The sequence below is a fragment of the Paenibacillus sp. FSL R7-0312 genome (assembly GCF_038004445.1).
In the GTDB taxonomy this organism is placed as follows: Bacteria; Bacillota; Bacilli; order Paenibacillales; family Paenibacillaceae; genus Paenibacillus_AQ.
Genome location: NZ_JBBORE010000001.1, coordinates 6,834,107 through 6,857,685, shown reverse-complemented (window position 1 = coordinate 6,857,685; position 23,579 = coordinate 6,834,107). Strand labels below are relative to the sequence as shown.

Sequence of the window (23,579 nt, the reverse complement as noted above, 5' to 3'; positions counted from 1 at the left end):
GACATAAGCATTGACGATGTTAGGTTTGAGATTTATAATGACGACAGCAAAAAAATAAAAACAAGAACATTTGATACTGTGAGCGGCCTAATGTTCGGAACTTGGGGAGGAATAAAGCATGTCGGTTGAAAAAGTATTGCAGACGATCAAGGAGAACAATATCGAATGGGTGGATTTCCGGTTTGTAGATTTGGGTGGACGTGCTCACCATATCTCGTTGCCAGCATCCGCAGTTGAAGAAGAAACATTTGAGAATGGTGTAGCATTTGATGGTTCTTCCATTACAGGTTTCCGTGGGATTGAAGAGTCGGATATGGTAATGATGCCTGATCCAAGCACTACATACATCGATCCTTTTACAGCTCACCCAACGCTTAACATCATGTGTGATATTTTCACACCGGATGGCGAACGTTACGAGCGTGACCCGCGCGGTATCGCTGTGAAGGCTGAAGAGTTCCTGCAATCCAGTGGTGTAGGTACAGCTGCATTCTTCGCACCTGAATCCGAGTTCTTCATCTTCGATGACGTTCGTTATGAGAGCGGAATGAACAGCTCCTCCTACTTCGTAGATTCCGAAGAAGCAGCTTGGAACACTGGCCGTAAAGACGAAGGCGGCAACCTGGCATTCAAAGTTGGCGTTAAAGGCGGATACGTGCCTGTAGCTCCAGTAGATTCCCAACAGGATATCCGCAGTGAAATGTGCCGTTTGCTTGCTGAAGCAGGCCTTGAAATCGAACGCCATCACCATGAAGTGGCGACTGCAGGCCAGGCGGAAATCAACTTCCGTTTTGACACCCTGAAGAAAACAGCTGACAATCTCCTAACTTACAAATACATTGTACAGAACACTGCACGCCAATACGGCAAGGTAGCAACCTTCATGCCTAAGCCACTGTTCGGCGATAACGGTAGCGGTATGCACGTTCACCAGTCGATCTTCAACGGCAGCGAGCCATTGTTCTACGAAAAAGGCTCTTATGCTAACCTGAGTGAATTGGCTCTGCACTACATCGGCGGTATCCTGTATCATGCTCCTGCATTGATCGCGCTGACTAACCCAAGCACCAACTCGTTCAAACGTCTGGTTCCTGGTTATGAAGCACCGGTCAACCTGGTTTACTCCAAGGGTAACCGTTCCGCTGCTGTCCGTATACCGGTAGCTGCTGTAACTCCTAAGGGCTGTCGTATTGAATTCCGTACACCGGACTCCACGGCTAACCCATACCTGGCATTCTCCGCAATGCTGATGGCGGGTCTGGACGGAATCAAGAAGAAGATCAACCCTGAAGAAATGGGTTATGGTCCACTGGACAAGAACATCTACGAATTGTCTGATGCAGACAAAGAGAAGATCCGCAGCGTTCCAGGTACACTGGACGAAGCGCTTGATGCTCTGGAAGCTGACTACGAGTTCCTTACAGAAGGCGGCGTATTCACTAAGGACTTCATCGATAACTACATCGCTCTGAAACGTTCTGAAGCGCAAGCCGTTGCGATTCGTGTTCATCCGCATGAATACTCCCTGTACTTTGATGTATAAGATAAGTTAACTTGAATAGAGCTTGATGAAGAAGCCTCCAGGATCATTTGATTCCGGGGGCTTTTTCTGTTGTGTTCGTACGGGAGTAACTGGTATGGCCACAAATGATTGTAGTATAGCGGCATTGGCGGAAACGGGCGGTTGCAAAGGCCGGGCTGCTGATCGGTCTGGGGCGGAGGATCATCAGTAATTTAACGCGGACTGAGAGGACTCTATTTCGTCAAAAAGCCTCCTAACGAGGCCCAAACGGACTGAGATTCCGTTATGTATTTCATTCGAGCCCGAAAGGAGGGGGAGATGCTTATATAAGCGAATCTGAATCCGCTTGGCAAGTGAATCCCCTGGATTTGTTCAAATAACGGATTCTCATTCCAACTCACTAACTTAGGGGATGTGGAGAGTCCAGTCTGGCATGGCCTGATGATTGGTCGCGATTTCGTAATTTTTCGTGTTATTTAATAGATTATATTCTATAAAATCTCAACTTGATTATATATAACGTTTACATTTCGCATGTATTTCAGATATGTGAAATTTCAGGCGTGTTTGTACTATATTTAGGCCAGATTTATATATAATATAAGTCTGATAACGAAAGTGGTTTCGTAATTGATGAAATACACATAAAAGGCTGTGATATCAGCTGTTATGGTAACTATTTTGCACATCAAAGAACATGAAAAAAACCTTTACAAAGATTTATAACGATGCAATAATGAAAAACGAAACCGATTTCGGAAACTGTGATAAAAATGCAATCTATCTTTGTATTATAGAGAGGATGAATACAGTGAATCACGATCACAAGATAAAATCAGGCTGGAGCTTCACCGGCAATAATGGGGATTTCAGATTGGAGCAGCCGGACCGGAGCAGTTTTTTATATTTTCCGCTGGTGAATGAGGGGGGCATGATGTCCTCGGTCAGCCCGAAGCTGCATGGTCAGGTGACTTCAGGTCATAATACATTCCTTACTCCGCCGCTCTCCGTGGAGGATCTGCATAATTCCCGCGCTTCCCGCAATTTCTGGGTATATATCGAAGGACAAGGCGCATGGTCAGCTACGGGAGACTCCGCCCGGCAGAATGCTGCGGTATATGGCGAGGGTGCTGACGAATCTCTGCTGGAAGCCGGGCTGTTATGGCATAAAGTGTCCCGCAACAATAAGGAGCTGGGGTTAGGAGCACAGATCACGAGCTTCGTACCCTGCGGCAATGACAAAGTAGAGCTGATGAAGGTTGTGCTGACAAATAGAGGCACGAAGGAGCTCACGCTGACTCCGACGGCTGCTATTCCGCTGTATGCGCGTTCTGCAGATGATCTGCGGGATCACCGTCATGTTACTTCGCTGCTGAACCGGACTTATACTTCCGCTTACGGTGTGGAGGTACAGCCAGCACTTTCCTTCGACGAACGCGGGCACCGTGTAAATCATACCTCTTACGGTGTGTTTGGTGCTGCGGAAGGCGGAGCACAGCCGGTTGGCTTCTTCCCGGTGCAGGAGGAATTCATCGGTGAAGGCGGAAGTCTGGACTGGCCGGAAGCGGTGGTGCGCAATCTGGCTCCGGAGATAGGTGAAGGGGGCGGAATACACAAGGAAGGGTATGAAGCGCTTGGCGGACTGCGTTTTGCAGAGGTTACACTTTCTCCGGGACAGAGCCATTCCTATGTAGTTGTGCTTACGATAGAGAATGACAGAATCGGCGTGCCGGCTTTGATGGCCAAGTACGGCTCAACCGAGGCTTTTGATACATTATTGGAGGAGAATAAGACCTTCTGGGCGGAAAAAGTGAATACGGTAGAATTCCATACGGGAGATCATGCTGCTGATGAATGGATGAAATGGGTTACTCTGCAGCCCGTGCTGCGCAGACTGTACGGTAACTCCTTCCTGCCTTATCATGACTATGGAAGAGGCGGCCGCGGCTGGCGTGATCTTTGGCAGGACTGTCTCGCTCTGCTGATCATGGAGCCTGCTGATGTGCGTAGCCTGCTGCTGAACAATTATGCCGGTGTCAGAATCGACGGCAGTAATGCAACGATCATCGGGCAGCAGCCTGGTGAATTCATAGCAGACCGTAATAATATTCCCCGCGTCTGGATGGATCACGGCGCATGGCCATTCCTCACTACGATGCTGTACCTCGATCAGAGCGGTGATCTCGACTTCCTGCTGCAGGAGCAGACCTATTTCCGGGATTCCTTCATGAGCCGCTGCAGGGAACGCGATACGTCATGGGAGCCTGGAGCCGGCAGCAGCCTGCAGACTTCAGCAGGTGAAGTGTATACAGGCACCATTCTGGAGCATATCCTGCTGCAGAATCTGGTTCCATTCTTCAATGTGGGTGAGCATAACAATATTCTGCTTGAAGGCGCTGACTGGAATGACGGGCTGGATATGGCTGCTCAGCGGGGGGAGAGTGTAACCTTCACAGCCTTCTATGCCAGCAATCTGCTGGATCTCTCCCGGCTGCTGATCACGCTTAAGGAACGTACCGGAGGAGATACCCTGGAGCTTGCGGAAGAAATGACGCTGCTGCTGGATTCGCTTGGCGAATCCGTTGATTATGAATCTATTCCTGCCAAACACGGGCTGCTGGACCGCTACTATGGCGCAGCACCGAATAAGGTTAGCGGAATCCGTGTCCAGCTGAAGCTGGAACAGGTTGCAGCGGATCTGGCCCGCAAAGCAGAATGGATCTTCGATCACCTGCGCCGCAATGAATGGGTAGAAAGCGGGCATGGCGACGGCTGGTTCAACGGCTATTACAATAACGACGGGGAACGTGTGGAGGGTGAGTTCGCTGAAGGTACCCGCATGACGCTGACGGGGCAGGTCTTCCCGCTGCTGGGTCATGCTGCTGCACCGGAGCAGATTTCAAGCATTGTCTCGGCAGTGGAACGCAATCTGTTCGATGACAAAATCGGCTACCGTCTGAACAGCAACTTCGGCGGTATTCAGCAAAATCTAGGCCGTGCCTTCGGCTTCGCTTTTGGCCACAAAGAGAATGGAGCCATGTTCAGCCATATGACTGTAATGTATGGGAATGCGCTGTATAAACGCGGATTTGTTAAAGAAGGACGCAAGGTACTCGATTCGCTGTACAGCCTGAGCGCGAACTTTGAAGTCAGCCGGATGTACCCGGGTATCCCGGAATATATCAATGAGCAGGGTAGAGGGATGTATACGTATCTGACCGGTTCTGCAAGCTGGATGCTGCTGACGATGGTCACAGAGGTATTTGGTGTCAAAGGCAGGCTGGGCGATCTGCTGCTGCAGCCGAAGCTGGTTAAAGAACAGTTTGATGCCGAAGGCCGCGCTTCTATCAAAACTATTTTTGCCGGACGTGAGCTGAAAGTCGTCTATACGGCTTCAGGAAGCGTTGAATACGGAGAGTACCAAATACATGCCGTGAAGCTAAACGGGGCTGAGGTAACGCTTCAGCGCGTCTCAGAAGGGGCTATGATCTTACGTAGTCTGCTGAGTGCCCTCCCTGAAGGCCAAATCCATCTGCTTGAGGTTGAACTGGCGTAACGCCGGAAGATAGGAATTTAAGACGCCTGCTCTGCCGGTCCGCCGGGAGCGGGCGTTTTCATATGAGATGCCCTATATATGGTGCAGTAGCTGCTCATAAGAGTGTAACTTCAGGATAACCGCAGAAATAGCAGCCGGAAGCTTGTGTAATCACAGCCGTAACGGGTAAGCTTAGAATCCATAGATCAAGCATAGATCGATCATAGGCCAAACATAGAAAGTGGAAAGGAAGGGCATTAAATGGCACATATTCTATCAAACGGAATACTTACAGTGGAGATCGCAGAGCCGGGAGCATATAGCGGCACCCGGTTTGATTGGAGCGGATTTATTACAGGAGTGACTCTGGAGCAGGGGGGACATACCTTTTGTGTGCCGGAGAGTCTGGTTCCGGGACAGGGCAGCGGAGGTATAGGCCTGTGCAATGAGTTCGCCATTTCCCGGGCAATCGGCTATGAGGAAGCAGCTGCCGGGGAGTGGTTCCCGAAGCCTGGGGTCGGGCTGCTGCAGAAGCAGAGCGATGAAGCATACGATTTTTTCGGGAAGTATCCCCTCGTTCCCTTCATCATTCATGAAGAGCTCAGCAGGCATTCGGTCACTTACACCGTCCAGCCGATGGAGTGCCGGGGTTATAGTATGCGGCTGATTAAGACGATAACGCTGAATGAGGACCGGCTGGATATTACCTACGAGATTGAGAATGTAGGAGACAAGCCGCTGCGCATAGAGGAATATATTCATAACTTTGTCGGGATCAACGGTGCGGCTGTCGGCGGAGAATATGAGCTGAAACTGCCGGGCATGCTCCGGATTGCAGCACCAGAATCCTCATATACGGACAATTTGCTGAGCCTGTCTGGTAACAGTCTTACGTGGAAGGAAGAGCCGGACCGTCCGTTCTATTGTCGGCTGGAGGGCTGGGAGAACGCGGCGGCTGATTATTATTGGGAGCTCGTCCATAAGCCAAGCGGTGCCGGAATCCGGGAGAGCGGGGATTTCACGGCGGAGCGGATCATTCTATGGGGTGAAAAACATGTAATTTCTCCCGAAGTTTTTATTGACATCACCATTTTACCGCGTCACAGCAAGGGTTGGAAGCGCAGCTATCAATTTTTTGCCTCTTGAAGCCTGTCTAGCTTACCTCCTATGTGAATAATTATACTTGCTGCTGTTTAATGTTATCTGCTATCATAGCGATATCCATATTCATAGGAGAGAAAGGGTGGGAGCAATTTTGAGCAAGAGAGCATACAATTTTAATGCCGGTCCGGCAGCATTGCCGCTTACAGTATTGGAACGTGCACAAGCGGAGTTTATTGAATTCCGGGAGAGCGGAATGTCCATTATGGAGATGTCGCACCGCGGAGCTATATACGAATCCGTGCATAATGAAGCTCAGGAACGCCTGCTTTCGCTCCTCGGCAATCCACAAGGCTACAAGGTATTGTTCATTCAAGGCGGAGCAAGCACACAGTTTGCTATGGTGCCGATGAACTTCATCTCTGCAGGCCAGGTCGGCAGCTATGTCATGACAGGAAGCTGGGCTGACAAGGCCCTGAAGGAAGCCAAGCTGACAGGCGGCGGGCATGTAGCCGCATCCTCAGAGGATAAGAAGTTCCTGGCGATTCCGGAGCTTGACAGCATCAAGGCTGCGGACAATGCCGCTTATCTGCATATTACATCGAATGAAACGATTGAAGGGACACAATATGCAGAGTATCCGGATGCCGGTTCTATTCCGCTGATCGCAGATATGTCCAGTGACATACTGAGCCGTTCCTTCGACATCAACAAATTCGGTCTGATCTATGCCGGTGCGCAAAAGAATCTCGGACCTTCAGGCGTCACTGTAGTGATCGCCAAGGAAGAGCTGATTTCCAGTTCTCCTGCGAATATTCCGACGATTCTGCGGTATGATACACATTATAAGAACAACTCTCTCTACAATACGCCGCCATCCTTCTCTGTATATATGGTTAATGAAGTGTTAAAATGGATTGAGGAACAGGGCGGGCTTGCCGGTACCGAAGCCAAGAACCGTGATAAAGCAGGTCTCCTCTATGACTATATCGACGGCAGTGACGGCTTCTACCGCGGAGTTGCGGAAGAAGGCAGCCGTTCCATTATGAATGTAACGTTCCGGATGCAATCGGAGGAGCTGGAGAAGCAGTTCATCAAAGCTTCTGAAGCGGAAGGCTTTGTCGGCCTCAAGGGCCACCGTAGCGTGGGCGGCTTGCGTGCCTCCATCTATAATGCCGTTCCTCATGAGAGCGTTAAGGCGCTTGTCGATTTCATGAAGCATTTCCAGCAAACCCAAGGTTAATGAAAGAACGCTCCTGACCTTCCGCCTGGTGGCGGAGGGTCTTCTTCTTGCCCGCAGCTCAGGATTACCGGGCTCCGCCTTGTATCTGGAGCCATCATCAAGAATTCATTACAGGGCCAAGTAAGTCTTTAGGACCCTACAGAGAGGAAGCATCCGAATTATGGCATTACACATTGTGCTGGTAGAACCGGAAATTCCGGCGAACACAGGCAATATTGCCCGCACCTGTGCGGCTACAGGAACCCATCTCCATCTCGTACGTCCCCTCGGTTTCCGTACAGATGATGCAACACTGAAACGTGCCGGACTCGATTATTGGCATGCGGTAACCATTGAGTATCATGATTCCTTCAGTGAAGTACTTGAGAAGTATAAGGAGGGCCGCTTCTTCTACGCCACGACAAAGGCGGAGAAGCGTTATACGGATTTCACCTTTCAGGATGGTGATTTCTTTGTGTTCGGCAAGGAAACCAAGGGATTGCCCGCAGATATTCTGGAAGCGGGCAAGGAAACCAGAATGCGCATGCCGATGAGCGAAGCCGTAAGGTCGCTTAATTTATCTAATTCTGCAGCGATTATTGTTTATGAAGCACTCCGGCAGATGGATTTCCCGCAACTTTTCTAAAAGTTGACATTAATTTTTATTTTTTTCAGCAGGATTCGACATTTTAGTAACGAAATAGTTAATTAGTGCCGAAATAAGTAGTATAGAACGTGAACATAAGAATGAGAACTCTCATTCTTATGTTCACCTTATGTAGCTACTATTATCAGTTGAACAGGAGAGTGTAAGTTAGATATGAAACCTGCTGGCGTTGTACGTAAAGTAGATCAGCTGGGTAGAATTGTTCTGCCTAAGTCCCTGCGTAAAAGGTATTCAATGAATGAAGGGGACCCTGTAGAAATTCTGGTTCAGGGCGATCACATCATTCTGGAGCGTTACCGTCCTAAGTGTGTCTTTTGCGGAGGTATGGAAGGCGTAAGCGAATATAAAGACCGTTATATTTGTGCAAGCTGCCTTTCGGAAATGACTCAATTGCCAAGACACGCGTAAGTCTAAACAGCATTACTGTCTACATAGGAGAAGCGCTGAACGGCGTCCTGTAACAGGGCTGCTGTTTGGAAAAGCTTTTCTTGAAAGCCAATGGAAACGGCTTTGCCGTCCTTTGACAAGGACGGTGCCGTTTCAGCAAGAAAAAAGAGCGCCGCACATCAGTGCGGTGCTCCTTTTTTTGTAAACGCTCAGCGGACTCATAAGCCCTTGGTCTTGTCGTCGTTGTAGGAAGAAGTAAGGATGCCGGCCAGAAACAGCAGAAAAACCAGGGTCACGATCCAAAAAGTCAGGGAGAACGACATGCTGTGCACCTCCGTTAGTGACTGTTATTCGTTAATCTGATTATACGCTTTCATTCCGCAAAAATAAATGGAAATGTGATTTATGGCATTGACGAACTTTGAATTGCTTACTTAAAGAACAGGAAGTTCGTCGGTACACGCCGCAAATTGCCGTCAGAAGGCTTATTGATTACCTTCCCCCGGAAGATCAGCGAGGAAGATCCGCCTCCATCGAGATTGTAGGCATCAATAACGCCAAGGTCATACAGCTTGTCCTGAAGCTCTGCCAGAGTAGCCCCGGAATTGCCGTTCTCGTCATAACCGTCGGCCACCAGAATGAGCAGCTGATCATCCTTGAAGTTGCCGATCACGGTGCGCGGTGCGCGCTTCGGCGTGATCTGCCATTTCTGCGGGATCACAGTCTTGGTGTGATTCTTCAGCAGAACAGGCACGAAGGTGGCGCCAAAAACGGGCTCCAGCTGATCCAGCTGTGCCCTGCTGCTGAACTTGCCTCCGATCAGCTGCCCGGACTTATTCAGGCCGACGAAGCTGAGATCTTTGTAGCTGGGTTCGAAGCCATACAAATACTGGCCGCCGACAATGGTTGTAGACAGCGGATAACGTTTGCCGTTCTGATCGGCGAACCCGCCGGCGTTAATGCCGGCGGATGCACCATAGCGGTTCACGGCCTGCATGGTGGTCTCGGATGCGCCAGTGCCGTCACCTGCCAGACTCATCTTCATGGCGGCAGGGTCTTTCAGCCTGATCTTTAGCGCGTATGCTTTATAGTTTCCGGGGTTCAGCCGGTACAATTCAATGGTAATCCTGTCACTGGTAATTACATCGGCAGGTATGCCCAGCCGGGAGGTAATCCGGTTATTGTAGATCCGCTCCGGGCGGGAAGTCTGGGCTGCCGCCGTATTGACCAGCGCATTCATGGCATTCGTGGTCTGCTTGTACAGCAGGGCACTGGCACTGATCGAATTGATGGTGTAAGACGCATAGCTCTTGGCTACGGCCAGATCCTGCTTAAGCTTAGCGGTCTCACTAACAGGGCCGGAGACAGCAATAAAGGGCCCGGTATCCAGCTTGAGGTTGAGCGGCGGCTGATACAGCCACAGGCAGAGCAGCAGTCCGAACAGCGGCGCGGTCAGGAGCATGAAGAAGCGGTTTACTCTTTTGACAGGAGTCATCATTTGAGCAGATCCATCTCTTTCTTAAGCGCATCCAGCTGTTTCTTGACCTCGCTTAATTGCGTATACAGTTTGTTACTGTTGTCCGTCTTGTTGCTGGCGTTATCTTTGGTGAAGGTCAATAATTCATTAAAGGTCTGCACGGTACTCTGCAGTTCCTTCACCTGTTCGGTCAGGACGGAGATCTTGGATTCATAATCGGTCTTCAAAACGGTAAGCTGCTGCTGGCTTTGTGATCCAAGCTCGCTCAGCACCTGATCTTTCAGATGGTTCGTGTAGCTGTACACGGCATAAACGCCGAGTGCAATCATCAAAATCCAAAACAGTAGAAACCATTTTACGGAAGGTCCGCTTCTCTCTGCGCTCCGGCGCGAGTGTACCCGGGTCGATTCCGCTAGCGGTTGCATTTCATCACCTCAAGCCATTTTTTTTCAAGTCCCCATTCTATCAGACTTTTACTATTTTCGCAAAAGTGAAAGAGCTTGTGAAAACAAGAAAAAGTAATTGCATCCAGTTAAACTACTGCGATACAATTTCTATAGATTGGAATATCTGAGGGGCGTATTCAAGGTAAAAGTAGGAAGAACAGACAAGACATCATAGTTCCTTGCTTGCGTGTTAACCGGAAACGCTTATCGCGCTTTCCATTCTGGTAAATTATATAGATAGCAGGAGGTCTGGGCATTGATGAAAGTCTGGCGGGTGGTCATCGTGGGATGTCATCCCACAAGTATGTTGGGAACAAAATTGATTCTGGAAGAAGGGGGCGAGCTGGAGGTTACAGGTATGTATTCCACCTGGAGCGAATGCGTTTCCATGGTGCGGGATACCGGGCCGGACCTGGTACTCAGTGATTATCAAATGCCGGAGGGAACGGTAGAGGATGTTCTGCCAGAGATGAAGCAGAGCTCCCAGAGCTCCCATTTCATAATTATGACTGAAGAGAACGATAAAGAAATGTTTCAGCCACTGATTGAGCTTGGGGCCAGCGGAGTACTGTCCAAGGGGGCGACTCCGAATCAGCTGCTGCAGATGATTAGTGGAATCCGTGAAGGCTTCCTTTCCATTCCGCTTGAATGGATTGAGAAGGGGCTGCGTCCGGTGACCTCTTCCAGAGGGCTGGACGCTGTAATGCAGCTGACACAGACAGAGATGTTTATTATGGAACGCATTGTGCAAGGGATTACATACGATAAGATTGCCCTGGAAATTGAAGTCAGCCGCCGCTCGATCGATAACTATCTACGCAAGATTTATGTTAAGCTGGAAGTATCTACGAGGGCACAGGCGATCGAGAAATTCGCCCTATTCTCAAGACAGACGAAGCAAATCTACGCCTAATCCCCGTATAACGACATAATGCCGTCCGGGCTGGAATATTCTTTAACCAGGGTAAAGGGGGGAGCGTATGAAGTATGAATTTTCTGCGCGCGCACATACGTTGTTGTCATCACCACTGCTGAGTATCCGCAAACAGACGCGGCGCGGGACACTGATCTCACTGGCGGAAGAGCTGCCGGCGGAGGAATTATTCCCGTTGCCGCTATTGTCAGAAGCGGCGTCGATAGTGATTTCAGCAGATGCCGGAGCTCTGCAGTACGGCGATCCCGAGGGCTATGGCCCGCTGCGGGAGTGGCTTACCGGAGATTGGCTGGGAGGCAAAGGGGTAAATGTGGCCGAAGGCGGAGTTCTTCTGACAACGGGAAGCCAACAGGCCATCGATTTGCTGGCCAGAGTCTATATAGATCCCGGTGACCGGGTGCTGGTCGAGAATCCGACCTCTCCGGGCATTCTGCAGGCGCTACGGATGCAGGGAGCCGTGATCATTCCGGTGCAGGGGGATAAGGACGGCCTGCTGCCCGATCATCTGCGCAGCGGAATCCGCCAGCACCGGCCCAAAATGCTATTTGCCACGCCGAGCTTTACCAATCCGAGCGGTGTGCTGTGGAGCCTTGCACGGCGCAAGGAAATCCTTGAGCTGTGCACCTCGCATAACGTGCTGATTATTGAGGATGATTCGTACGGTGATCTGCATTTCCAGCGTTATGATGAGCATCCATCTCTGAGATATCCTTCCCTCTACGCGCTGGAGAATGTCAGCGAGGGCGGGCATGTGCTGTATATCGGTTCATTCAGCAAAACGGTTGCGCCGGCGCTGCGGACGGGCTGGGCGGCGGGAAGCCGCGAACTGATCGGGATGATGACCGCTGCGAAGCAGATGGCGGACTGGCAGTCCAGCTCGCTGAACCAGCGGCTGCTGCATCATCTGCTTAGTGTAAGCGCCTTTGATCTGCGGGAGCATATCACCCTGCTGAACCGGGAATACAACACCCGCCTGAAGCTGATGGCCGAGCTTCTGAAGCGCCCGGCCTGGAAGAGCAGCGTGTATGATATGCCGGTTGGCGGGATGTTCCTCTGGGTGTCGCTGCCGGAGGGGCTGGATGCCATGGCACTGCTGCGTGTCTCATTGGCTAAAGGCGTAGCCTTTCTGCCCGGACCGCTCTGCAGTGTAAGCGGAGGCTCGGACCGGATCCGGCTTAACTTCAGCCACCCCGGCCGGGATGAGCTGCTGCTGGGCATGAATCTGATGAGTGAAGCGGTATCGGAGTTTACGGCGCGGAGCTGAGAGTGACGGGAATAACCGGAGCATGATATAGAAGAAGGATGACTGCTTGCCATGGAATGGCGGGCGGTTGTCCTTCTTTTTTTGGGCTGAGTGTCGAATGTATTTCAAACCCAAGGAACCGGAGCTGAAAGAAAATGAAAATAAACAAACCATATAGGTTGGCAGCTTGTATTGCAGTATTGCTACTGGGAGGATGCAGCAGTAATCCGCAACCACCGGATGCGGCTGTACCCACTGAAACCGCAGGACCAGCCTCTGGCACTGGTGAAACGGGCCGTTCGGCTTTAGATACTCCTGTATGTGAGGAACCGGTCCACAAGCTGCACTACAGCCGGAATCAGCTCCAGGAGATCCGGGAAGCGGCGCAAAAAGCCGGCCTGGTGAACGTATATATTCCTGAGATTGGCGGCGGTCCGGATGATTATTTTGAAGAGGCCAAGGTGGACGGAAAAAGGTTGACCCTTCATTTCATCCGGATGGCGATAACTGAGTCTATGGAGGAGCTGGAGCCCGCGGGCGGAAATAGAACGGTTAAGAAGGTGCAGCTGTCCCCGCAATTGGAAGGAAAGTGGATTAGCGAAGAGGATAGTACGTTGGAATATTTGTATGGTGAAATAGATAACACCCATTTTGAAATCTTCTCAGCCAGAATGTTTGACCGGAAGGATTTTGAGCAGACAGCCCAATCATTGATTCTGCTCCAGCAGAAATAACACACCTGTAAGTTTCCGATGAGCAGGAATGATGTAATAGAGAACATACTGGAGTGCAGCAATTTGACCAAAGGATACAGAAGGAAGGTTGCACTGGACAGTTGGAAGCGCAGATGAGCATACCCTCAGCAGAGTGAAGCGGACTCAAAAGACCTTATTTCCCGAAAAAACCCGATTCTGAGGCTTAATCGGACTGAGAATCCGCTAACTTGTTCATTTGGACTTGAAACGGGTTGCGGCAGACCCAATAACGGAATCTGAGTCCACTTAGCGAGAAAAACTGACAGATTTGGGAAAATAGCGGATTTCCAGTCCGTCTGACTAGCGAATGGTCCAGATGGGCTATGACAAACCCCGCCAAGCACCCGCAGAGAACGTGCGAGAAGTGCTAACCGCAAACATGATTCAAAGAATCCATAGCCCCCTCCTGCAGGCAAGCCTCCTACAGCTTGCCTGCACTGATCTCCGCGATCGCCGCGTATTCGATCAGCGCTGCAGTGCCGGCGGCCGTGAGCGTGTAGCGGCCGCGACCGACCCGGAAGAACCACGCATAGTAGTTCTTCTGCAGGTAGGCGGCGGCGCCCGGCACGCCGCTTCGCCCCCGCAGCGCGGCGGGCGTCACGCCGCGCACGGCTGGGTCGGGCGCGCCGCCCAGCGGGGCGCGCCCATCTGTGAGGCCGGCCGCGCCAGCAGCGGCTTCGGCCTCCAGGGCCTGCAGCGCGGCGGCCACGCGCAGCGCCTTCTCGCGGTAGGCCGTCACTAGCTTGACGCGCGTGCTGCCGCCGGTGTTGTAGTCCCCGCTGCGCTCGCGGAACTCGTAGAGCAAGCGCTCGCGGCGGCGTACGGCGCTGCGGGCCTGCGGCGGCGCCTCGCCCGGCTCCGCGAGCACCTCGACGAGCGGGGCCTTCGTCTTGTAGAAGACGACGGTGATCAGCCCGAGTCCGAGTCGGCGGCAGAGCCCGCTGAGCTCGCCCCAGCGCTGGTTCACCGCGCCTTTCTTATCCCGTACGCGTTCCACGGCGAGATAGACATTCGGGCTAAGGCGCAGCCGCTCCACCCCCTGCAGCAGCAGGGCGAGGTTGAACGATTTTTTCATCTCCACAATCAGCGGCAGATCCTCGTCTTCCCGGATGCCGACCAGGTCGCAGGTCCGCACCTCACCCTTGATGTCATAGCCCTGCCGCTCAAAAAAACTCTTCAAAGGAGCATACAGCTCCGTTTCCTGTTTGATTGCCATTGTAGTCACTCCTGCGCTCTTAATGCAGCGTAATTATTTAAGGGAAATCATGATTCTCTATTATAGCACAGCAAAAAAGAGGTCAACTATTCCGGGCTCGCCGCATAGGTATGTAATACACTTTCTAAGCTTGGTGGAGCAAGTAGGAGCGCAAGAGGAGGCAGCGAGCCATGGATATTTTTGAGCGTATAGCTTCGTATCGGGCTGAGAACGACCGTTTGGCGTGGAGCGGCACTTTCAAGGACTATATAGAACTGCTGAGAAAAGACCCCTCTCCCGCTAAAACGGCTCATTCCCGCGTATACGACATGATCAAGTCACACGGCGTCGAGGACATCAACGGACGTAAACGGTATAAGTTTTTTGAACAGGAAATCTTTGGGCTGGACCGTGCGGTGGAGAAGCTGGTGGAGGAATATTTCCATTCCGCCGCCCGGAGGCTGGATGTGCGCAAACGGATCCTGCTGCTGATGGGACCGGTCAGTGGAGGGAAATCGACTCTCGTCACTCTGCTCAAACGCGGACTGGAGCAATATTCGCGCACGGATGCAGGTGCGGTATATGCCATTGCAGGCTGCCCGATGCACGAGGATCCATTGCATCTGATTCCGCTGGAGCTGAGGCCGGAGATCGAGCGGGAGCTGGGTGTACGCATCGAAGGCAACCTCTGCCCGTCCTGCCAGATGAGGCTGAAGAATGAGTATCACGGTGACATTGAACAGGTTGCGGTAGTCCGGGTGCTTTTGTCAGAGGAAGAACGGGTGGGGATTGGTACGTTCAGCCCATCCGATCCCAAGTCACAGGATATTGCCGACCTGACGGGCAGTATTGACTTCTCGACCATCACGGAATTCGGCTCGGAATCCGATCCGCGTGCCTACCGCTTCGACGGTGAGCTCAACAAGGCTAACCGCGGGGTAATGGAGTTCCAGGAAATGCTCAAATGCGATGAGAAATTCCTCTGGAATCTGCTGTCGCTGACCCAGGAGGGCAATTTCAAGGCCGGGCGCTTCGCGTTAATCTCGGCGGATGAGATGATTATTGCTCATACCAATGAGACCGAGTACAAATCTTTTATCTCCAATAAAAAGAACGAAGCTCTCCAGTCGCGCATGATCGTCATGCCGGTTCCTTATAATCTGCGGGTCTCAGAAGAGGAGAAAATCTACGCCAAGCTCATCGGACAGAGTGATATGAAGCATGTGCATATTGCTCCTCATGCGCTGCGTGCGGCGGCGATCTTCTCGATCCTGACCCGGCTCAAGGAGAGCAAGAAGCAGGGCATGGACCTGATCAAGAAGCTGCGCATGTACGACGGCGAAGAGGTGGAGGGCTACAAGGAAGCCGATCTTAAGGAAATGCAGACTGAGTATCTGGATGAAGGGATGTCCGGTATCGACCCGCGTTATGTCATCAACCGTATCTCCAGCGCCTTGATCAAAGGCGACCTGCAGTGCATGAACGCACTGGATGTGCTGCGGGCGATCAAGGACGGCCTGGACCAGCATCCTTCGATCACGAAGGAGGAACGCGAACGTTACCTGAACTTCATTTCCATTGCCCGCAAGGAATACGATATTCTCGCCAAGAGTGAAGTGCAGAAGGCGTTTGTGTACTCTTTTGAAGAATCCGCCAAAACACTGTTCGAGAACTATCTCGACAATATCGAAGCCTTCTGCAACTGGTCCAAAATCCGCGACCCGCTCACGGATGAGGAGATGGAGCCGGATGAGCGGCTGATGCGCTCCATTGAAGAGCAGATCGGCATTTCCGAGAATGCCAAGAAGGCCTTCCGCGAGGAGATCCTGATCCGCATTTCCGCGTACTCCCGCAAAGGCAAGAAGTTCGAGTACAACAACCATGACCGGCTGCGGGAAGCGATCGAGAAGAAGCTGTTCACCGACCTGAAGGATATCGTCAAAATCACCACCTCCTCCAAAACGCCGGATGAGAGCCAGCTGAAACGCATCAACGAAGTCAGCCGCCGCCTGATTGATGAGCACAATTACTGCCCGATCTGCGCCAATGAGCTGCTGAAATATGTCGGAAGCCTGCTGAACCGCTAAAGCTATCAGAGAATAGGATATGGACTGCCTGCTGGCGGTCCTTTTTTTAAGATATAAGATTCGCCATAAATTATTCTTCTATTTCTCGCTGAAACGGATACCCTCCTCTTAAGGACGGTATCCGTTTCCACTTGAATATGCGCCAGAATTAAAATATAGCAGTTGGATTTTCTCCACTTGCTGATGAACAACAGAGCCTTGCTAAAACAGCAGTTGGAAAAAGAGCACTTAAATAGTTTCAGATCACTCAAAGTCGCTGAAACCCCGAGCAATAGATGTCATTTTTCCAATTAATGTCCTATGAACCTCCGAAATCGAATAATTAAGACACCTTTCTCCACTTGCTTGTGGGAACAGCTGGTTTCCAGCCCTACAGCCAGCTCAGTGATCCTTCTGAAAGTCGCTGGCGGTTCTGCTAAAGCTCAGCGGAACTTTCATATACAGATACTGTTACTGAACAGATGTTGAGCGGACGAGGTATAGTCTTGAAAAAGGGCGGTAAAGCCGTTTCCAATTGAAGTATAATTTATATGCTTCACGCTTGTCCGTATGTATACCGGCGCACGGAGAATAGGGGCTGACCGCCCCCTCCTGCACTAAAAGTCAGGGGCGGATCAAACCTCCGGCCCGGTTACTCCTTGGCCTCCTGATTCTTGCCGCCAATAGTAAAGCCTAATTGTCCGTTATATTTGCCTACCTGTCCGGTAACGCCTAAGCCTGCGCCCTGACCTCCGCCGAGTTGCGCCTTGGCCTGGGCACCGAGCCCATTCTCACCGCCGAGCTGCAATTGGGTCTGGAGTCCGGCCCCTTGACTTAAGCCCAGATGACCGCCGGCCTCTGCACTCAGACCGTGTTCACCTCCGGCTTGCGCCCCTGTATGGAAATTGGCTCCCTGGCCGCCGCCCAGCTGGGTAGCTGCCTGGGCAGCAAGGCCGTATTTGCCGAAGGCCTGGGCTTCTGCATTAAGTCCAAGACCCTGGCCGCTGTCCAGATGGGTGTTACCTTGTGCCTGGATTCCATAAGAAGTGTTGCCGATATGGCCGCCTGCATGCATACCAGCGCCGGTGTATGCTACATTCCCGCCGGCATTTACACCGATGCCGTGTTTACCGCCTACTTCACCTCCGGCATCTACATGAATCCCTTGCCCGCTGCCGACATCTGCGTTCATATGCCCTTTTACGAATTCATTTTTTACACTTTGGTTTTCTGTTGCCGTAAGGGTGTGACCGGGTTCTGAGCGGACCAGATGGTAATAATGCGAGTAAGGAAAGGAAGTGTTACGCGGAGCATAAGGATAGGCGGATGGATAAGCTTGACTGTTCAGATATTCGTTCTCAAAGGTCATGAGGGTACCTCCATTATTCAATTAATTACAACAGCCTATTCATCTCACCCTTGAAGTGATACGATTCAGGGGAGTTAAAAGTGTGTTGTAATGACAGCAGCGCTGTGCTACATTATGAATGAATTAAATATTATTCACTCAGGCACGGAGGGCTTACGGATGGAAGATAAGAAGGCTGAGATTTTCAGATGCGGCAAAGAGCTGTTCAGCTCCAAAGGCTTCAAGGACACCAATATTTCCGACATCACCAAAATGTGCGGGTTCGCCGTAGGCACGTTCTACAATTATTACGCCTCGAAGGAGAAGCTGTTCATCGATATTTATCTGCAGGAGAACGAGAAGCTGAAGCGGAGCATCCTGCAGTCTTCGGTTAATCTGGACGATGAGCCTGCCAAGGTGCTCAAAGAAATCATGGCGCTTAATTACAGCGGAATCCATAGTAATCCAATCCTGAAGGAATGGTACAACAAAGCTCTATTCAGCAAGCTGGAGAAGGAATTCTATGAGCATGGCGGAATAGAGGGTATTCATGAAATGATGAACAGCGGTACGCTGGAATTAATCCGGTACTGGAAGACCAAAGGGAAGATCAGAGAGGATCTGGAGGACGGCATGATTCTTGCCTTGTTCAACTCCGTGCCGTATATTGACATCCACAAGGAAGAGATCGGGGTTAGCTATTTTCCACAGATTCTGGATTATTTGGTCGAGTTTATCATGAAAGGCTTGACGGATACACAGTCCTGACAAGAGCATCAGGCATCTTTTGGCCGGAGGCGGAATACATTATTAAATGTTCAGGGAATGTACTGGACATTTTATTTTAGCTAGTGATGAATGAATATAATTAAGTTCATTCATATTATGAATATATAGAATCGAGGCGCTATTATGAAGACAATTATTATTTACCGGTCAGGCCGCAGTATGAATACACACAGGATTGCAGCTGCTATGGCTGAAGTGCTGGGTGCAGATTTGGCCAAAGTGGAGGACGTTAAGCCGGAGATGCTGTCCGGATATGATCTGATCGGTCTAGGTTCAGGCATTTACGCCTCCAAAATCCACCGGAAGCTGACCAAGTTCATCAAGAAGATGCCGCTCCGGGATAAGAACGTCTTTATTTTCTGCACATCCGGGTCGGGGGAATTCAAGAACAAAGCACAGGTCCAGGCCAAGCTGGCAGCCAAAGGCTGCAACGTCGTCGGTGAGTTCCACTGTCCCGGGGAGTTCAGTCCGCTGGGCTTCAATCTGGATAAAAAAGGGCATCCCGATGAGCAGGATTTCGAGGATGCCCGTGCATTTGCGGCTGGTGCGTCTCTTCAAATTGTAAATAAGTCTAAAGTGGACTAGTTGGCTGCTGCAGTGCTTGCGGTTATGCTGCCTCCGGTCAGGCTGTCGATAACAATGCTATAGACAGTTGATGCCTGAAAGTCCGGCTCCACCCCGCTCAGTTGCCAGTTGGCGTATAGGCTGGGGTTCTTGCTGGTGGCAGTGCCCCCTGTAAATTCGACCAAGCGCTCCCGGTTCAATATATCTGCGTCATTGACTGCAGCGTTAAAGCCAAAGACGGTCCCTTCCTGCAATTGAAGAGGCGTCATATTAGCCAGGGGCAACCGGATCAAGTATGTGGACAGCTTGAGCGCTTCGTCCCGCAGCACCTGAACCCATTCCGATGGCTTTTGCCCGTAGCTCTGGCCGTATGCCGTTGCTGCCTGCCAGGAATACACCTCATTGCCTGCTCCGGTGTAAGCAAAACCATATTCGTAATCATCCGTGCTGTATTTGGTGGCCTTGTCGTTCAAGGGGTCGATGCTGATCTGCACATTATCTCCATCCCAGATATTCATACCCGATTTATTATTGAACTGGTAATCATCATACACCTGGGCTAGCACGTACAAGGCATCCTCATCCCATTGAGTATACATTCTGGCTGCCACATTGCTAGTCTGCCAGGCTTCGGCGGACAGGGGATCGGCAGGCGGATTGAGGTAGATGGGATAGGCTTTCTTCCAAGCCTCCAGATTGCCGTCAAAGCCTGCTGTTGTCAAGGGCTGCTCCGCCCTCACCATTACCGCAAAGCTCAAGGGCAGTATGGCGGACTTTAGCAGATTCCCCTCGGTGTCCTTCACCCGGACTGCAAACGAATATTCGTGTAGCGGTTGGTTGCGGACCGAGCTTACGGAAAAGGTCACCGCTTGAATCTCTCCGGCACTCAGGCTATAAGGTTTGCTGGCATCCATGATCCACCCTGGAGGAGGGTCAATTTCAACAGTACCGCTTAGCACATCAGTGAATAGATTGTTCAAGTTGACCGTGATACTGTCGAGCTGATCCATGGTTTGCCCACTAGGCTTCAGGCTATAACTCACCTTTTCGGCAATGTTCACGGGAATAGCTTTGGTTCGCAGTACTTCGCCGTTTGGATTCTCCAATATCAGATCAAGAGAAGAGGGGCTGCTTAATTGAAAATCAGAAGAATGAATAGTGAAGGGAATCTGCATATTTGTCCCCGGCTCAACGGATACTTCTGTTTCGGCAATGATTCGGTTTGCGCCTGATTCCACTAATTTAACCTTGGCGGACAGCGTCGCTCCTCTTGCATTGGTTACGGCAGCCTGGATCGAGGCCGATCCTCCCTCGAACAAGGACACCTTGGAGGGATAGCTGCTCAGCAGCAAGTTTGTTGGCTCTGCAGCCTCGAATTCGCTAATCTTGGCAGCCCAACGCGCCAAACGCCCGGCAGTCTGATCCCAGGCCAGCGCCATCTCCGGACGGTCAGCCTGCAAGTAGGTAGCTGCCTTCACGTTCCATTCACGGGCATGTCGCATGATCTCCTGGGCAAATGACTGACTGCCTCCAGAAATATTCTGCAGCTTGGCCTGGATCAGGCTGCTCGTATTCACAAGCTCAGCAGTGGAGGACAAGGCGGTCAGCGTCGGCTGGTTCTGTGAGTCCTGCATCAATGCCTCCAAAGGCTTCACTGCCAGATGATAGGCGTATAGCATACTCATCGCATTCTCCATGGTGAAGGTTCCCGCCTGTGCTTCCTCCACGATGCCTTGGCCCAGCAGCTCATATTGATCTGCCAAAGCCTTGATCTCGGCGTATGCACCGCTGCCGAAGCCGCTCGCGTACAGACTCTGCAATTGGCTCTGGAGAGCCGGGGCTGCGGATAAGGAGCTACCCCATTCCGCCAACCAATTCTGGTGGAGGCTTACCGCTAATACCTTCAACTGCTCCTTGGCCCAAGCCGGGTCAATTCCGGTAAAATAAACCGGAGAAGAGCCAACGGTATAGCTGTTGCCGGAGCTGTGGGATGGAAGCGGATTGCCCATGTAGTCGGTTTGCGTCAGATTGCCGGTCAAAGCAATAGATTGGCTCCCGCCTGTCAAGGACCAGGCAGTGATAACATATTCCTGTTCCTTTTTCCACAAATACGATTTCACTTGGCTTCCTGAATTCATTTCACCGACAAAGTAGGCATCTGCCAAGGCTCTGTTGAGCTGCTGAAAGGAAATCAAGGCTGGTTTGGGCATCCGGTCAATCCGCACGATGCCGAAGTTGTCTTCAGTATACGCAGGGTTGGTACCGTCATCACGCAAATCATAGATGGCGCTCTGCCTAATACCATTGGCGGAAGAGATCAGAAACTGCTTGGTCAGGTAGACGGATTGCTGCTCTTCATTGACGCCTCTGGCATCGGTAGAGGTTGGCCAGCCCACCTCAGTAATATTTTGGTCTTTCCAGGCTCCGTATTTCTTGGTTATGTCGGTATATGATTTCAGTTTGGCCTCATAGCTTGTATCCGGATCGTTAGGATAGATGTATGGATGGAACGAAACCGCATCAATATAGGGATATACCTCCTGCAGGAACATGTCATCCAAGTACTGGGGACCGTTCTGATTAGCTACGCTGCCCGCAATGATCACCGCATCGGGATTGATTCTGCGGATGGTCAGCGAAGCGGCTTTCACTAGACGTGCATAGTCGCTGACATTGGGCTCCGGCTGCCAGAAGCTGATGTTGGGCTCATTCCACAGCTCGAAGGTGTTGATCTTGCCCTTGTAGCGGCTTACCACCTGTTCCACATAGTTGACGTAGGCATCCAGTTGCTCTTGGGTGGCGGGTCCGACCTTTACATCCTGTCCGCCATTATATAGCGAATTGGAAAAGCACAGCAGTGAAACAATCTGCATACCCTTGGAGACGGCGTCATTCACCCATTTGTCGGTCTGGGTGAAATCAAAAACACCCTTTACCTTCTCCACCTTGTTCCAGGATATACCATCTCTGATATAGCGGATACCCGCCCTGTCCATCAAAAGTGTGTCTGCGGCATCCGTTTTGTTGCTCTGATCAAAGTGGGTGGCTACTCCAAACAAGGACTGATCATCGCCGAATTGCCGCTCGTAATCGGGAAACACCGCAAAGGTGGCGGAATCGAAGCTGACCACCTGGCGCTGAGCCTCCTTCACCTCTACGTGAAGGGAATGGATGCCATTTAATTGTGGAGGCAGCATGATGGTTTTCACCAAAGATTGAGAGGCCGTAACCATGATGCTTTGTTCCTCCAGCGGTCCGCCTGCAATCTGATGATAGACGCTGTAATTTACCGAATGCTCCGTATTATTGGTGAAATAGACCGAATAGGATACGGTATCCGGGCTATATACCCGGTCTGTCCGGGCCATCTTGACCTCGACAATCTCAGGCACATCGAAGCCGATAAGGCCCAGCTCCCGTTCGGTGTAGCCGATGTGGCGAAGCTGCTCGATGGAATAGTGGTCCTGCAGCACCTGCTTCACCTTGCTGCCCATGGTAGATACATCCAGCTTTACAGTGCCAAAGAAGCTATCCTTGAGGAAAAAGGCCGGTCTGATCATGTTAGTGGTTTTGGCTTCAGCACCGGAGGTTTCTCCTAGTCCACCTGATGGCACGCACAGTACAATGTTAGTGCCCACATTTTTGCCTCGTGCGGAACGAAGCCACCAGCCCCAGGCGGTCATATTATCCTTATATCCCAGTTTTGAGGCATACTGGGCATATTCGGTCTGGGACAGCAAGGCGACGCCGGCCGTCGTGGTGAAGTCTTGTGTATAGGTCGTATTAACATTGCCGCCTTCAGTCAGCCACTGATGCTGGAAGTCAATATGGTTGACGATAGCTGGCTCCAGCTTGACAGAGCTTGTGGAGCTGGGGTCAATAAAATCATGATTCAACCAGTAGGCGATATTATTGGTATCGCTTACATCAAACTTTGCAGTGTTGTCCGGATCAAAGGTGCTGGCGCCGTAATTATTTTTGGACAGCACGAAATACTGGTAAACTCCCGCCGTTACAGTACTGTCGAGCAAAACGAATTCCCGCGTGCCATCTGCCAAACGGAACAGATTGTCCGCAGGGGTCGTAGCGGTGGCTCCAGCCGGTGCAGTATATAACCGATCGATTGCCGCATAGGCGGGCAGCGCACTCATCAGAAGGAGAACTGCCGCAAGGAGCGCTGCCAGTTTTTTTGAATGATAATTTATATACTTCATGCAATGAATTCTCATGCTGTAACCCCATTTCCCTATAATAGACTGATAGTTAATAAGGCAAATTCAGAAACATGGGTGGATGTACTCCGATTTAAGCGGAGCAAGCCGCCATTC

General features: G+C 51.2%; 17 protein-coding genes. 12 read left to right on the top strand and 5 right to left on the bottom strand.

Annotated elements, in window-relative coordinates:
• Window positions 1-118 precede the first annotated feature (118 nt).
• From glnA to MKX70_RS29725, 6 genes are all read left to right on the top strand, one after another.
• Window positions 119-1,543: a type I glutamate--ammonia ligase gene (gene glnA, locus MKX70_RS29750; protein WP_042135170.1), complete on the top strand. Its 1,425-nt coding sequence runs from the start codon at window positions 119-121 to the stop codon at window positions 1,541-1,543.
• Window positions 1,544-2,333: 790 nt separating this feature from the next.
• Window positions 2,334-5,078 carry a GH36-type glycosyl hydrolase domain-containing protein gene (locus MKX70_RS29745; protein WP_340841413.1) on the top strand — a complete coding sequence of 915 codons (2,745 nt, stop codon included), beginning with the start codon at window positions 2,334-2,336 and terminating at the stop codon, window positions 5,076-5,078.
• A 240-nt stretch (window positions 5,079-5,318) separates the two neighbouring features.
• Window positions 5,319-6,203, top strand: a complete 885-nt coding sequence (locus MKX70_RS29740) for a hypothetical protein (RefSeq protein WP_340841412.1) — start codon at window positions 5,319-5,321, stop codon at window positions 6,201-6,203.
• Window positions 6,204-6,309: 106 nt separating this feature from the next.
• Window positions 6,310-7,401 (top strand): 3-phosphoserine/phosphohydroxythreonine transaminase, encoded by a 1,092-nt coding sequence (serC, locus tag MKX70_RS29735; protein ID WP_340841715.1) that lies wholly within the window; start codon window positions 6,310-6,312, stop codon window positions 7,399-7,401.
• A gap of 160 nt (window positions 7,402-7,561) precedes the next feature.
• Window positions 7,562-8,026: a tRNA (uridine(34)/cytosine(34)/5-carboxymethylaminomethyluridine(34)-2'-O)-methyltransferase TrmL gene (trmL, locus tag MKX70_RS29730; RefSeq protein ID WP_039303379.1), complete on the top strand. Its 465-nt coding sequence runs from the start codon at window positions 7,562-7,564 to the stop codon at window positions 8,024-8,026.
• Between the two features lie 174 nt (window positions 8,027-8,200).
• On the top strand, window positions 8,201-8,455 hold the full coding sequence (locus MKX70_RS29725) for an AbrB/MazE/SpoVT family DNA-binding domain-containing protein (RefSeq protein ID WP_039303382.1): 255 nt from the start codon (window positions 8,201-8,203) through the stop codon (window positions 8,453-8,455).
• A gap of 409 nt (window positions 8,456-8,864) precedes the next feature.
• On the opposite strand, the gene MKX70_RS29720 is transcribed toward MKX70_RS29725, so the two are convergent.
• Window positions 8,865-9,932 (bottom strand): phosphodiester glycosidase family protein, encoded by a 1,068-nt coding sequence (locus tag MKX70_RS29720; RefSeq protein WP_042234238.1) that lies wholly within the window; start codon window positions 9,930-9,932, stop codon window positions 8,865-8,867.
• The gene (locus tag MKX70_RS29715) at window positions 9,929-10,336 is read right to left on the bottom strand and encodes a hypothetical protein (RefSeq protein ID WP_042234240.1); all 408 of its coding nucleotides are present in this window, start codon (window positions 10,334-10,336) and stop codon (window positions 9,929-9,931) included. Before MKX70_RS29715 ends, MKX70_RS29720 begins: the two co-directional genes overlap by 4 nt.
• 277 nt (window positions 10,337-10,613) lie before the next feature.
• On the opposite strand from MKX70_RS29715, the gene MKX70_RS29710 reads away from it, so the two are divergent.
• From MKX70_RS29710 to MKX70_RS29700, 3 genes are all read left to right on the top strand, one after another.
• On the top strand, window positions 10,614-11,270 hold the full coding sequence (locus tag MKX70_RS29710) for a response regulator transcription factor (protein ID WP_340841411.1): 657 nt from the start codon (window positions 10,614-10,616) through the stop codon (window positions 11,268-11,270).
• A gap of 67 nt (window positions 11,271-11,337) precedes the next feature.
• On the top strand, window positions 11,338-12,555 hold the full coding sequence (locus MKX70_RS29705; RefSeq protein WP_042234243.1) for an aminotransferase-like domain-containing protein: 1,218 nt from the start codon (window positions 11,338-11,340) through the stop codon (window positions 12,553-12,555).
• Between the two features lie 134 nt (window positions 12,556-12,689).
• Complete coding sequence (locus MKX70_RS29700; protein ID WP_340841410.1) at window positions 12,690-13,268, top strand: hypothetical protein; 579 nt, start codon at window positions 12,690-12,692, stop codon at window positions 13,266-13,268.
• Between the two features lie 442 nt (window positions 13,269-13,710).
• Here MKX70_RS29700 and MKX70_RS29695 read toward each other — a convergent pair whose 3' ends face one another.
• Complete coding sequence (locus MKX70_RS29695) at window positions 13,711-14,505, bottom strand: DUF2161 family putative PD-(D/E)XK-type phosphodiesterase (RefSeq protein ID WP_340841409.1); 795 nt, start codon at window positions 14,503-14,505, stop codon at window positions 13,711-13,713.
• A 170-nt stretch (window positions 14,506-14,675) separates the two neighbouring features.
• Here MKX70_RS29695 and MKX70_RS29690 point away from each other — a divergent pair, with 170 nt between their 5' ends.
• Complete coding sequence (locus MKX70_RS29690) at window positions 14,676-16,571, top strand: PrkA family serine protein kinase (RefSeq protein WP_042234249.1); 1,896 nt, start codon at window positions 14,676-14,678, stop codon at window positions 16,569-16,571.
• 631 nt (window positions 16,572-17,202) lie between these two features.
• On the opposite strand, the gene MKX70_RS29685 is transcribed toward MKX70_RS29690, so the two are convergent.
• Complete coding sequence (locus MKX70_RS29685) at window positions 17,203-17,919, bottom strand: hypothetical protein (protein ID WP_340788962.1); 717 nt, start codon at window positions 17,917-17,919, stop codon at window positions 17,203-17,205.
• A 159-nt stretch (window positions 17,920-18,078) separates the two neighbouring features.
• Between MKX70_RS29685 and MKX70_RS29680 the strand changes: the two genes are divergently transcribed.
• Both MKX70_RS29680 and MKX70_RS29675 read left to right on the top strand, forming a co-directional pair.
• Window positions 18,079-18,666: a TetR/AcrR family transcriptional regulator gene (locus tag MKX70_RS29680; RefSeq protein ID WP_042241978.1), complete on the top strand. Its 588-nt coding sequence runs from the start codon at window positions 18,079-18,081 to the stop codon at window positions 18,664-18,666.
• Window positions 18,667-18,810: 144 nt separating this feature from the next.
• Window positions 18,811-19,272: a flavodoxin domain-containing protein gene (locus MKX70_RS29675; RefSeq protein ID WP_042234254.1), complete on the top strand. Its 462-nt coding sequence runs from the start codon at window positions 18,811-18,813 to the stop codon at window positions 19,270-19,272.
• Here the strand turns inward: MKX70_RS29675 and MKX70_RS29670 are convergent.
• Entirely contained in the window at window positions 19,269-23,465 is a 4,197-nt protein-coding gene (locus MKX70_RS29670) for a sugar-binding protein (protein WP_042234256.1), read from the bottom strand. The two genes, MKX70_RS29675 and MKX70_RS29670, sit on opposite strands and share 4 nt — an antisense overlap.
• Window positions 23,466-23,579: the final 114 nt, after the last annotated feature.